This window comes from Aquiflexum gelatinilyticum, assembly GCF_024813435.1.
Lineage (GTDB): Bacteria > Bacteroidota > Bacteroidia > Cytophagales > Cyclobacteriaceae > Cognataquiflexum > Cognataquiflexum gelatinilyticum.
In genome coordinates this window covers 43,567-56,114 of the sequence record NZ_JANAEZ010000007.1, presented here as the reverse complement: position 1 = coordinate 56,114, position 12,548 = coordinate 43,567, and the positions used below count along the sequence as shown (strand labels likewise).

Annotated in this window: 9 protein-coding genes; 6 read left to right on the top strand and 3 right to left on the bottom strand. The window is 42.7% G+C overall.

Translation table 11 applies throughout. From position 1 onward, the window contains the following. Nucleotides 1–29: 29 nt before the first annotated feature. The 4 genes from NK987_RS15245 to NK987_RS15230 all read left to right on the top strand — a co-directional run bounded on the left by NK987_RS15245 (nucleotide 30) and on the right by NK987_RS15230 (nucleotide 5,310). Nucleotides 30–2,081 (top strand): alpha-L-fucosidase, encoded by a 2,052-nt coding sequence (locus NK987_RS15245; protein ID WP_259264703.1) that lies wholly within the window; start codon nucleotides 30–32, stop codon nucleotides 2,079–2,081. Between the two features lie 409 nt (nucleotides 2,082–2,490). Further along, nucleotides 2,491–2,862, top strand: a complete 372-nt coding sequence (locus NK987_RS15240) for a GxxExxY protein (RefSeq protein ID WP_259264546.1) — start codon at nucleotides 2,491–2,493, stop codon at nucleotides 2,860–2,862. Nucleotides 2,863–3,035: 173 nt separating this feature from the next. Next, nucleotides 3,036–3,611, top strand: a complete 576-nt coding sequence (locus NK987_RS15235) for a gluconate 2-dehydrogenase subunit 3 family protein (protein WP_259264545.1) — start codon at nucleotides 3,036–3,038, stop codon at nucleotides 3,609–3,611. Beyond that, on the top strand, nucleotides 3,604–5,310 hold the full coding sequence (locus tag NK987_RS15230) for a GMC oxidoreductase (RefSeq protein ID WP_259264544.1): 1,707 nt from the start codon (nucleotides 3,604–3,606) through the stop codon (nucleotides 5,308–5,310). The genes NK987_RS15235 and NK987_RS15230 overlap by 8 nt, the downstream gene beginning before the upstream one ends. A gap of 84 nt (nucleotides 5,311–5,394) precedes the next feature. Here NK987_RS15230 and NK987_RS15225 read toward each other — a convergent pair whose 3' ends face one another. The 3 genes from NK987_RS15225 to NK987_RS15215 form a co-directional block, all read right to left on the bottom strand. Continuing rightward, a complete protein-coding gene (locus tag NK987_RS15225; RefSeq protein ID WP_259264543.1) occupies nucleotides 5,395–6,513 on the bottom strand; it encodes a fatty acid desaturase family protein in 1,119 nt (372 codons plus the stop codon). 198 nt (nucleotides 6,514–6,711) lie between these two features. After that, nucleotides 6,712–7,176, bottom strand: a complete 465-nt coding sequence (locus NK987_RS15220; RefSeq protein WP_259264542.1) for a nucleoside triphosphate pyrophosphohydrolase family protein — start codon at nucleotides 7,174–7,176, stop codon at nucleotides 6,712–6,714. 89 nt (nucleotides 7,177–7,265) lie between these two features. Beyond that, on the bottom strand, nucleotides 7,266–8,048 hold the full coding sequence (locus tag NK987_RS15215; protein ID WP_259264541.1) for a superoxide dismutase: 783 nt from the start codon (nucleotides 8,046–8,048) through the stop codon (nucleotides 7,266–7,268). Between the two features lie 191 nt (nucleotides 8,049–8,239). Here NK987_RS15215 and dapF point away from each other — a divergent pair, with 191 nt between their 5' ends. Together dapF and secA are read left to right on the top strand one after the other, a co-directional pair. Further along, on the top strand, nucleotides 8,240–9,013 hold the full coding sequence (gene dapF, locus NK987_RS15210) for a diaminopimelate epimerase (protein ID WP_259264540.1): 774 nt from the start codon (nucleotides 8,240–8,242) through the stop codon (nucleotides 9,011–9,013). A 147-nt stretch (nucleotides 9,014–9,160) separates the two neighbouring features. Further along, complete coding sequence (gene secA, locus NK987_RS15205; protein WP_259264539.1) at nucleotides 9,161–12,541, top strand: preprotein translocase subunit SecA; 3,381 nt, start codon at nucleotides 9,161–9,163, stop codon at nucleotides 12,539–12,541. Nucleotides 12,542–12,548: the final 7 nt, after the last annotated feature.

The following is a 12,548-nucleotide window of genomic DNA, read 5'->3' as shown; positions in this document are numbered from 1 at the left end:
TTGTTAATATTCCTTTTAAATAAATTATGATGAAAAAATACCTCCTCCCACTTTTGATTCTTTTGGCCTGTGAAGGTAAAGAAGTAAACCCTCCGGCTCCCGTAGAGCCAATTCCCTCAACGAGGCAACTTGCTTGGCATGAGTTGGAATTCTACGCTTTTGTGCATTTCAACATGAACACTTTTTCGGATATGGAATGGGGAATGGGCGATGAACTTCCTTCTGAATTCAACCCGACTGCTTTGGATACAAGGCAATGGGCAAAAGTTGCCAAAGAAGCAGGAATGAAAGGGATCATCATTACGGCAAAGCACCATGATGGTTTTTGTCTTTGGCCTTCCGCCTACACCGAGCATTCTGTAAAAAATTCTCCTTGGAGAGATGGCAAGGGTGACCTGATCCGTGAACTGTCGGAGGCCTGTAAGGAATACGGGCTGAAATTCGGGATTTATTATTCCCCTTGGGACCGCAACCATGCCGACTATGGCAAACCTGAATACATCACCTACATGCGAAATCAGTTGACCGAACTGCTGAGCAATTATGGGGATATTTTTGAAGTCTGGTTTGACGGGGCAAATGGCGGTGACGGCTATTATGGCGGGGCCAATGAAGTGCGGACAGTGGATAAGTTGACATATTACGATTGGGAAAACACGTATAACCTTGTCCGTGAATTACAGCCCGGAGCCGTGATGTTCAGCGATGGTGGACCCGACGTACGTTGGGTTGGCAATGAACATGGATTTGCCTACGAGACCACATGGGGAAATCTGATGCGGGATTCTGTTTACGCCGGGATGCCTGACTATCCGGAGAGATTTGCTTCAGGCCAAGAAAATGGGACGCATTGGGTTCCGGCTGAGTCAGATGTCTCAATTAGGCCGGGTTGGTATTACCACGAATATGAAGACCATAAAGTCCGGACTTTGCCACAGTTGTTGGAGATTTATTACAAGAGCATCGGTCAAAACAGTTCTTTGCTCATCAACTTTCCTGTGGATAGACGGGGTTTGATCCACGAAAAAGACGTGGAGCAGATTATGAAACTGGCGGATAAAATCAGGGAAGATTTTGCTGTCGACCTTGCAAAAACCGGCAAAGTATCAGCAACCAATGAGCGGGGAAAAGGATTTGAAGCAATTAACATCACTGATGAGGACAAGGAAAGCTATTGGGCTACGGAAGATGGGGTAATTGAGAGCAGTATTGTTTTGACCTTGTCTGAACCGACTTTGATCAACAGGTTTGTGGCACAGGAATATATTCCTTTGGGACAGCGCATCAAGTCTTTTACTTTGGAAGTGGAAACAGAAAAAGGTTGGGAGCAAATCTATCAGGGAACCACGGTGGGGATCAAGAGGATTTTGAGGTTTGATGACATCCTGGCGAAGCAAGTTCGGTTTACAATCACCGATGCAAAAGCCAGTCCGACAATTTCCAATATCGGCATATTCTATGCGCCAAAACTCGTCACGGAACCGGAGTTGATCAGGTCCAAAACCGGAGAAGTTACACTCCAAGTTCCTGAAAAAGGAGTGGGAATTTACTATACCATGGATGGTTCAGAACCCAATGAAAACAGTAACAAATATGAAAATCCGATAGCCGTTTCTGAACCAACCACCCTTAAAGCTATGGCCTTTGACAGTCAAAGTGGAAAGAAAAGTGAGGTTTTGGTCCGTCACCTTGATATCCCCAAAGCCAAGTGGAAAGTGATCAACCAAGACGAAAAGGCTACAAAAGTGATTGACGAAGATTCACAGACCTTTTGGGCAAGTGAGCAAAACGAAGTAGTCATTGACTTGGGAGAATCCATTACCATCAATGGTTTTACCTATTGGCCTCCACAGAATAGGTTTATGAGTGGGGTCATTTCGAAATATGTTTTTGAAGGAAGTGTAGATGGAAAATCCTGGAAGACTTTGACCTCAGGGGAGTTTTCAAACATCAAGAACAATCCCATCGAGCAGGTGGTCAGGTTTGCGTCGTCCTCAGTCCGCTTCATCAAACTCAAATCCCTTTCCACAACAGATAACCAGCCTGCTTCTTTTGCCGAGGTCGGGGCGATAACGAAGTGAGGGCTTAATTTTTAAACCACAGATTTTCACAGATGAGCACAGATAAAAAATAACCTTATTAATTTTTTCTTTATCCTTTAGAGGATTGTAAGCGGAAAGTGACTGAATCGATGAATTGTAGATTATGTAAGAAATCTGTGTTCATCTGTGTCCATCTGTGGTAAAAACTTATGCTTCACCACAGATTTCACAGATGAACACAGATAAAAAAATCTAATCATATCTTTTGCTTTGGATAATTGTATTCAAAAATTGCGGTTGGATGGAAAATTGAAAAATAAGTCCAAGCATCTGTGCAAATCTGTGTCCATCTGTGGTTTAATTTTTTTCCTAAACGACATTAGTCGACTAATTTCATAATCAATTTGAATTTGTTTGATATTTTTATTCATTAAAAAACTTAAAGACAATGGAGGAAATCAATCTAATCACCAAGGAGATTATCGGGAAATGTTTTAGAGTTTCAAATACTTTGGGAAATGGTTTCTTGGAAAAAGTTTATCAAAATGCCCTATCCTATGAATTGACAAAAAGTGGGTTCAATGTAAAGCAACAATATCCCTTGGAGGTCTTTTATGAGGTTAAGGTAGTGGGAGAATATTTTGCAGATTTATTAGTTGAAAATAAAATTATTTTGGAATTAAAAGCTACCAAAGCATTGGAGGACATCCACCTGGCCCAAATACTAAATTACCTCAAAGCCTGTAACATGGATTTCGGTTTATTGATAAATTTTGGTACACCTAGAGTTGAAATTAAAAGAGTACTAAATAATTTTTAAACTCATATTTTTAAAGTTTATCTATCAAACAGGCTAAGTTTTTCCACCAAATATCATTCATTAAATTATGCTCCAAACAAGCCCACATTTCCTTTATATAAATAGGTTATGAAATTTCACTAAATCGTTTTACCTTTTTACCTTGATACTAATTCAACCCTAATGACCTTACCATGAAAAGAAGAGACGCCCTCCGGAGCCTTGCCTTGATTACCGGTGGTTTGGTGTTGGTGCCATCCTGTGATTTCTCCAAGGAAGACATCCTCGCCGCCTACCAAAACCTCCAAATTACCCCTTCGCTCCAAACTTTGTTGAAAGATATTGCCGGAACTATCATCCCGGCTGGAAGCATCAAAAGTGCTGCAGACATAGAAGTTCAGGACTTTATCCTTGTCATGGTCAATGATTGCATTGATGTAGAAGGTCAGAAATCCTTCATGCAGGGACTACAGGGATTTGAAGATTTCAGTAAAAAAAGCGGGGGAACCGCCTTTTCAAAATTGGATCAGGCAGGCCGTGAAGCAGTGGTGAAAGCTGCTTTGGAAATAGAATTGCCCGAAAACACCAAGCCTGAAGATACTCAGAAAACCACCAAAGACTTTATCGGAATGGCCAAGCGCTTCACCGTACAGGGATTTATGATGTCAGAATATATCCAAACCCAAGTGAAACCCTATTCCCTGATTCCCGGGGATTATCAGGGAGCAGTATTAATCTCAGACCTCAAACCCGAAAGAATCAATGGCTAATCTCAATATAGACGCAGTAAAAGAAAGAACTTTCCAAGCCATTGTCATTGGCTCTGGCTTATCAGGGAGTTGGGCGGCAAAGGAGCTTACCGAACATGGTGTAAAAACTTTGGTCATCGAAAGAGGCCGCGATGTGAAGCATATCAAGGATTATCCCACCACAAGCATGCTTCCCTACGAGTTTGAACACCTGGGACAGCTTACCCAAGAAATCCAAAAAGAAAACCCGATCGTCAGCCGCTGTTATGCTTTCAGGGAAGATGCGGCGCATTTCTTTGTCAAAGACAATGAACACCCCTATGTACAAGAAAAGCCCTTTGACTGGATCCGTGGATATCAGGTCGGAGGCAAGTCTTTGCTTTGGGCAAGACAGGTTCAGCGTTGGTCGGACTTTGATTTTGAAGGTCCGGCAAGAGACGGTTTTGCTGTAGACTGGCCGATCAGGTACAAAGACCTCGCACCTTGGTACAGCCATGTTGAAAAGTTTGCGGGAGTTTCGGGCAACAAAGACGGATTGGCAAGTTTACCGGACGGTGAATTTTTGCCAGGTTTTCCGCTGAACGTTGTGGAGGAATATTTTCAAGGCAAACTCAAGGAGCATTATGGAGATGAGCGCCACATGATTTTGGCTCGCTGTGCCCACATCACCGGTAATTTTGATTATTACGCCCAACAAGGAAGGGCCAAATGTCAAAGCAGAAATCTCTGTCAGAGGGGCTGTCCTTTCGGAGGCTATTTCTCGGCCAATTCATCCACCATTCCTTGGGCCGAAAAGACCGGAAATATGACTTTGAGGACTGATGCGGTAGTACATTCCATCATTTATGATGAAGAAAAAGGCAAGGCAACCGGTGTCAGGGTCATCGATGCCCATACCAAAGAAATGGAGGAATATTTTGCCGATGTCATTTTTGTCAATGCGGCTGCATTGAATACCAACCTGATCCTGTTGAATTCTACTTCGACCCGTTTTCCAAACGGACTTGGCAACGACAGCGGTCTGTTAGGTAAATATGTCGCTTTTCATAATTACCGCGCAGGAATCTCCGCCCAATATGAAGGTCACTTGGAATATACCACCCAAGGCGGAAGACCAACTTCAGGGTATTTTCCACGATTCAGAAATCTCAAAACACAGGAGACTGATTTCTTGCGTGGTTATGCAGCCGGATTCGGAGCCAACAGGGGATCTTATGCTGACCAAAACGCTATCGGTATGGAACTCAAAGAAAACTTGCTCAATCCGGATAAATACGGACCTTGGAATGTTGGATCACACATGATGGGGGAGACCATTCCTAAGGAAAGCAATTATGTAGCGTTGGATCCGAATCAGAAAGATCCTTTTGGCATGGCTCAGTTGAAAATCAATGTTGATTACGATGACAATGATGAGAAAATGATCAAGGATTACTTGGAGCAGATGACAGAGATGTTTGAAAAAGCAGGCTTCACCAATATCAAAACCCGTGACGACAAGCGTGCCCCGGGATTGGATATCCACGAGATGGGCGGCGTAAGGATGGGAAAAGATCCAAAGACTTCTTTGCTAAATGGCAACCATCAACTTCACTCAGTGCCCAATGTCTATGTAACCGACGGAGCTTCAATGACTTCCACTGCTACGCAAAACCCATCCTTGACTTACATGGCTTTTGCGGCGCGGGCTGCCCATCATGCGATGAAGAACTTTGGTTGACCAGCCTTTATTCAGTAAAACAAAAATCCCGGTCAGGAATACCTGACTGGGATTTTTTTATGGGATTAAATTAGAATTTTAATTCTAAGCCATTACCTCAATTTTCTCCGAAACGACTTCTTTTTCCGAAGCCCTTCCTGCTGCTTTTAGGAAATCATAGTGAGATTTGAGCGCAGAACCAAAGGTGGCATTTTCATTATACGGTAAGCCAAATTCCTCTGCAGTTTCTTTGACGATTTCTGATATTTCTACATAATGGATATGGCAGATTTTTGGGAATAGGTGGTGTTCCACCTGCAGATTCAATCCGCCACAAAGAAAATTCACAACAGGATTCTTTCTTGCAAAATTGGCTGTGGTTCTCATTTGGTGTGCCGCCCAGGTCTCTTCTATGTTTTCATCGCCTTGTGGATTTGGCATTTCGGTATCTTCCACCAAGTGTGCCAATTGGAATACCAAGCCCAATACAAGTCCTTCAGCAAAATTCATGACTAAGAACCCGATCATAAACTGCCACCAAGTGATGTCCATCACTACCAGTGGAATTATGATAAATAAGGTGTAATAGACTATTTTGTAAAAGAACAGGTTGAAATATTCGATTTTAGGATGCTTATTGACGTGGGTACCGATGTTCTTTTGGAAGAACTTCACATAGTCTTTTCTAAAAAACCAAGACAACGAAGCCAAAGAGTACAAAGCAAATGCATAAATGTGCTGGTATTTGTGGATCGGTTTGAGAGGTTCTTCAGGAGAAACCCTGACCAAACCCGGAGCTACATCCAAGTCCCCGTCATGACCGATGATATTGGTATAGGTGTGGTGGACTTTGTTATGGGTAATGTTCCAGACATACACATTGGCACCTATGATGTTGAAAATGAACCCAAGGGATTTATTGACAAAGGCATTTTTGGAATAGGATCCGTGGAGGGCATCATGGCAGACATTGAATCCAATAAAAGCCATGTTCATTCCCAAAGCTATCGCCAAAAACAACGATACAATCGTCGGGAATACTTCGAACAAGATCAAGAAATACAAGCCTACAAATGAGGTAAGGTAAAATATGGTTTTTACTACCATCGCCGTATTGGCGTATTTTGTAATATTGTTTTCTTTGAAATAGTCGTCAACTCGTTTTTTGACGGTAACAAAAAACTGGGAGTTTCCTGAATCAAGAAACTTTAAGGATGTATTCATACTTATTTAGTAATTCAATTGTGATTTTTTACTTGAGCAATTCAACTGGCTGGGGTGACGAAAATTAAATTCAACAGCAGAATGCAGGATAAATAAAATTTTAATCTGTTCCAAGTACGCCAAACTTGGCCGTATTTCCGAATATTTAACAGTTTGTTTTAGGAAATTAAGGAGAATTAACTTTTTATACCCAAATACCTAGCCAATTATTCCTTTTAGGTCCGCCGGTGAATAATTTATTGATTTCAGGGTTTTTCTGTCTTCCTTCCTGTAGACTAGGAAAAGTTCGCCTTCTTTTTCATAATGACAATCCACGCCTTGGTTTTGATAGTGGCTAACGGTTTGTTCTGCTTCGGCTATTGTTTTGCATGCTTTGCTCATGTTGGAGCGTTGCACTTCGTCAAACAAGGCTTTGAATTTATCCGCCAATCCAAATTCCAAAATGGCTCCGGACAACACATATTGGATGTCACAAAGTGCATCTGCTATTTCTACGATGTCCCTGTTTTTGATTCCTTCTTCAAGTTCTTTGAGTTCCTCGGCTATCAGTGAAACCCGCAACTGACAGCGCTTGGCATCGGGAATTTGTGGCTCAGGCAAAATCGGGTGTTTGAATGTTTGATGAAAAGCTGCGACAGAAGTGAGGCTTTTGGGATCTTGCATGGCGGTGTTTTTTGTTTGTTTTGAAGGCTGCAAAATAAAAAAACGGAGCTGTAAAACCCCGTTTCTTTCTTAAAATATGGAATGAATTCTTAAGCTCCTTTCACGATCGTGTTGTAACGATCACCGACAGCTTTCCAGTCAATCACATTCCAGAATGCTGCTAAGTAGTCAGGTCTTCTGTTTTGATAATTGAGGTAATAAGCATGCTCCCACACATCCACTCCTACCAATGGAATTCCCTGAAAATCTGAAACGTCCATCAGTGGATTGTCCTGATTTGGCGTACTTCCGATCTGAAGCAGGTTGTTTTTGTCCAAGACAAGCCATGCCCAACCTGAACCGAATCTTCCTTTTCCTGCATCTTCAAATTTGGTTTTGAAATCTGCAAAACTTCCGAAAGCGCCGTTAATGGCTTCTGATAAATCTCCTCCTGGCTCACCGCCACCTGTCGGAGACATGATTTTCCAATACAATTCGTGGTTATAATGCCCGCCCCCGTTGTTTCTCATTTTTGTTGAAAATTTGGAAATATTCATCATTACCTCTTCAAGGGGTTTGCTGACATCTACACCTTCCTCTGAAGCAGCTTCACCCAGATTTTTGGCATAAGCAGCAGCATGTTTGGTATAGTGGATTTCCATGGTCATGGCATCGATATGGGGCTCAAGAGCTGCATAATCATACCCTAACGGAGTTTGTTCAAAACCCGTGCTGAGCAAGATAGATGCCTCTTCGGTTTCTTCTCCTTCACCGCCGCATGCGGTCAAAAATGCTGAACCGACGAGCGAACTGCCTATTCCCAAGGCAATAGTGGCTTTGGAACTGTGGCTTATGAAGGTTCTTCTTGAAACGTTGTAAGTCGTCTTTTTCATAGAGAGTTATTTCCTTTTTATGGATTTTCAAAATTGAATCGACCAACAAGTTAACCAATTCGACCAGATAATGAAACCTAAAAGCAGACAATAAGTCTGATTTTGTGACAAGATGTTTATGTTTGTGAAACCAAAATATGTTGGTTTGGTTTTTGAATCCAATCAATTTCTTTCAATGAAAGCCAATGTCTATGGAAATTTCATTTTATAAATATCAGGGAACGGGTAACGATTTTGTGATGATCGATGACCGGGCTGACATTTTTCCTGATAGGGATCTTTCCTTGATCCAAAGACTCTGTGACCGCAAATTCGGAATTGGTGCTGACGGATTGATTCTGATCAGAGATGCGGAGGAGCATGATTTTGAGATGGTGTATTTCAATGCTGATGGGTCACAGAGTATGTGTGGAAACGGCGCAAGGTGTGCAGTTGCCTTTGCAGGTTTCTTGGGAATCATAGACCAAAAAACAAATTTTCTCGCCATCGATGGGGAACACCAGGCGGTAGTCGCCGGGGATTGGATTGAATTGGAAATGCGTCCCGTCCTTAGCCTTGCCAATTCCGGTCAGGATTATTTTGTCAATACAGGCTCGCCCCACCATGTGAGATTTGTGGAAAATATCTCTGATTATCCGGTCTTTGAAGAAGGAAAAACAATCCGATATAGCGATAAATATGCCCCAAAGGGCACAAATGTCAATTTTGTTACTCCTTTGGGAAAAGATGAAATCCATGTCCGGACTTACGAGAGAGGTGTGGAAAACGAGACCCTTTCATGCGGGACGGGCGTTACAGCATGTGCATTGGTATATGGCTATCAGCATGAGCTACATGAAGTAAAAATCAAAACACCAGGAGGAAATCTCAAGGTCAGGTTCACAGAAAGTGCAGATGGAAGTTTTCGGGACATTTGGCTAATAGGCCCTGCTGAACAGGTGTTTGCAGGAAAGATTGAAATTTAAGCCATGTGAAGTACCGGGTAATTTGAGATTGGCAGATACATATTTGCAAAAGTATATCTCCCATTCTCCGCGCTCATATCTTCCTGTTGATTACTATAATTAAGAAAAACGAAGTAATTTTACCCCTTATTAGATACAAAATACCTTATGTTAGATTTTATAGCCAAAGGACTGGCAAAAGTTTTCGGTACCAAGTCAGATAGAGATGTCAAGGAATTGAGTCCTAAAGTTCCCCTGATCAATGAAGCCTTTAAGAAATTGCAAAGCCTCAGTGATGAGAACTTAAGGGCAAAAACAGGAGAAATCAAAGCGACCATCAATGCTGATTTGAAACCCTTTGATGATAAAATAGCTGCTTTCAGGGAAAAAATCCTATCCTTGGCCCCGGATAAGGTCCATGAAAAAGATGCCCTGTTTACCGAAATAGAGAAGACTGAAAAATCAAGAGACGAAGCATTGGAAGTCGTTTTGGAAAAGGTCTTGGTAGATGCTTTTGCAGTAGTCAAAGAGACAGCAAGAAGATTCAAAGAAAACGGAAAGTTGGTCGTGAAGGCTACATTGAGAGATCAGGAACTTGCAGCCAAAAAATCCAACATTGAAATCCAAGGAGATAATGCCATTTGGCACAACAAATGGATGGCCGCAGGAACTGAAGTCGTTTGGGACATGGTCCATTATGACGTACAGCTTATCGGCGGGATGGTGCTTCACAAAGGTAAAATAGCAGAAATGGCTACAGGTGAAGGAAAGACTTTGGTGTCAACACTTCCTGCTTACCTCAATGCACTTTCAGGCAGGGGCGTTCACATTGTTACTGTCAATGATTATTTGGCCAAAAGGGACTCCGAATGGAATGCCCCGCTTTTTGAATTTCATGGACTTACAGTAGATTGTATAGATAAGTATCAGCCTAACTCAGAAGCCAGAAAGAAAGCTTATGCCTGTGACATTGTCTATGGGACAAACAACGAGTTCGGCTTTGATTACCTGAGAGACAACATGGCACGGGAAGCCGGTGATCTTGTTCAGGGCAAACACCATTATGCCATGATTGACGAAGTGGATTCGGTTTTGATCGATGATGCAAGGACTCCTTTGATCATCTCAGGACCTGTTCCCCGCGGAGACGAGCATGAGTTTATGGAAATGAAGCCAAGGGTCGCCACGCTCGTAGATGAGCAACGCAAACTTGTGCAGGGATTCCTCAATCAGGCCAAAAAATTGATCCAAGAAGGAAATGAAAAAGAGGCAGGCTTACCGCTTTTCAGAGCGTACAGAGGTATGCCAAAATACAAGCCTTTGATCAAGTTCCTGTCTGAGCCGGGTATCAGGGTAATCCTTCAAAAAACCGAGAATTATTACCTCCAAGACAACAAGAGAATGATGCCGGAGGCCGATCAACCTCTGTTGTTTACCATCGAAGAAAAGACCAATGGCATCGAGCTTACTGATAACGGCATCGAGGTCATTACCCAAAAGAATGAAAATCCAACCTTCTTTATCCTTCCTGATATCGGTATGGAAATCGCCGAAATGGAGAAAAATCCTGACATCGACGACAAAGAAAAACTCATCAGGAAAGAAGAGCTGATCAAAGATTACGGCGTAAAAGCACAAAGAATCCATACTGTTAACCAATTGCTCAAGGCATATTGTATGTTTGAGAAGGATACCGAATATATCTTGGTGGATGGTAAGGTGAAGATCGTCGATGAGCAGACAGGCCGTGTGATGGAAGGAAGAAGGTATTCTGACGGACTCCATCAGGCGATCGAAGCCAAAGAAAATGTGAAAGTGGAAGACGCCACACAGACGTATGCGACCATTACACTCCAAAATTACTTCAGAATGTACCACAAGCTTGCAGGTATGACGGGTACTGCGGAGACGGAAGCAGGAGAATTCTGGACGATTTATAAACTCGATGTGGTGGTGATCCCTACCAACAGAAACATTATCAGGGAAGACCGGGAAGATAAAGTATACAAAACTGTCAGGGAGAAATTCAATGCAGTGGCGGACGAAATTGTGGAACTGACCAAAGCAGGAAGACCAGTATTGGTGGGTACGACTTCAGTGGAGATTTCGGAAGTCTTGAGTAGGATGCTTACTATCCGCAAAATCCAGCACCAGGTATTGAATGCCAAGCAACATGCCAGAGAAGCAGACATTGTCGCAGAAGCAGGAAAACCCGGAACCGTGACCATCGCTACCAACATGGCCGGTCGTGGTACAGATATCAAATTAACTCCGGAATCAAGGAAAGCCGGTGGACTTGCTATCGTCGGTACAGAGAGACACGAGTCGAGACGTGTTGACCGCCAGCTTCGTGGACGTTCAGGACGTCAGGGGGATGTGGGTTCTTCCCAGTTCTTCGTCTCTTTGGAAGACAACCTGATGCGGATGTTCGGTTCGGACAGGATCGCAAAACTCATGGACCGCATGGGCTTGGAAGAAGGTGAAGTCATCCAGCATTCTATGATTACCAAATCCATCGAAAGAGCACAGAGGAAGGTGGAGGAAAATAACTTTGGCGTAAGAAAGAGACTTTTGGAATATGACGATGTCATGAATTCCCAAAGAGAGGTAGTCTACAAGAGAAGAAGAAATGCTCTCAAAGGAGAGCGTCTGGAATTGGATATTCTCAATGTGATGTATGATGTCTGCTTTGATATCATACAGATGGGCAAGTCCACCGAAGATGCGGATAATTTGAGGATGAACATCTACAGTTCATTGGGCATAGACCATCCATTTAGTGCAGATGACCTGAAATCCAAAGACACAGGAGTTCTTACCCAACAGTTGTTCGATGCAGCATATCAGCATTATGTAGGGAAAAATGAGACTATTGTCAACAAAGCACTCCCCGTTTTGAAAGATGTTTATACCAACCGAGGGGCCACTGTAAAAGAAATCATGGTTCCAATTTCAGATGGATTCAAACAAATTGGGGTTGTTGTCAATCTTGAATCAGCAGTGAAAAACGAAGGAAGGGATTTGATCAGAAATATCGAGAAAAATGTCACTTTGGCAATCATTGACCAAAATTGGAAAGAGCATCTCCGTGACATGGATGATTTGAAGCAATCTGTTCAGAATGCGGTTTATGAACAAAAAGATCCTCTTTTGATTTATAAGTTTGAAGCATTTGAAATGTTCAAGCGCTTTGTAGGCAAACTCAATGAAGATACCATTTCATTCATAGCGAAAGCAGATCTCCCTGCCCAAGACCCAAATCAAGTTAGGGCAGCACAGGCTCCAAGAAGGGAAGAAGCTCATGTAAAAGCATCCAAAGAGGAAGTTGGCAGCAGCTTAAATCCTGGTGGAGGCAGACAAGCTGCGGCGGCTGTTGCTAATCGAACGGCTCCACCACAGATCGTTGCGCCAAGAAAATCTGAAAAGGTATATGGCAGAAATGACAAGGTGTCTGTACAGTATCCTGATGGCAAAGTACTGAAGGATGTCAAGTTTAAAAGCGTGGAACAGGATGTTGCTGAAGGCAAATGTGTGGTCATAGAACATTAACAAAAGC

What these genes read in the sequence shown, in the direction of transcription:
- NK987_RS15230 (WP_259264544.1), top strand. Translation starts at nt 3,604, where the DNA reads ATGGCTAATCTCAATATAGACGCAGTAAAAGAAAGAACTTTCCAAGCC.
- NK987_RS15235 (WP_259264545.1), top strand. Translation starts at nt 3,036, where the DNA reads ATGAAAAGAAGAGACGCCCTCCGGAGCCTTGCCTTGATTACCGGTGGT.
- NK987_RS15220 (WP_259264542.1), bottom strand. Translation starts at nt 7,176, where the DNA reads ATGCAAGATCCCAAAAGCCTCACTTCTGTCGCAGCTTTTCATCAAACA.
- NK987_RS15245 (WP_259264703.1), top strand. Translation starts at nt 30, where the DNA reads ATGAAAAAATACCTCCTCCCACTTTTGATTCTTTTGGCCTGTGAAGGT.
- NK987_RS15215 (WP_259264541.1), bottom strand. Translation starts at nt 8,048, where the DNA reads ATGAAAAAGACGACTTACAACGTTTCAAGAAGAACCTTCATAAGCCAC.
- NK987_RS15240 (WP_259264546.1), top strand. Translation starts at nt 2,491, where the DNA reads ATGGAGGAAATCAATCTAATCACCAAGGAGATTATCGGGAAATGTTTT.
- dapF (WP_259264540.1), top strand. Translation starts at nt 8,240, where the DNA reads ATGGAAATTTCATTTTATAAATATCAGGGAACGGGTAACGATTTTGTG.
- NK987_RS15225 (WP_259264543.1), bottom strand. Translation starts at nt 6,513, where the DNA reads ATGAATACATCCTTAAAGTTTCTTGATTCAGGAAACTCCCAGTTTTTT.
- secA (WP_259264539.1), top strand. Translation starts at nt 9,161, where the DNA reads ATGTTAGATTTTATAGCCAAAGGACTGGCAAAAGTTTTCGGTACCAAG.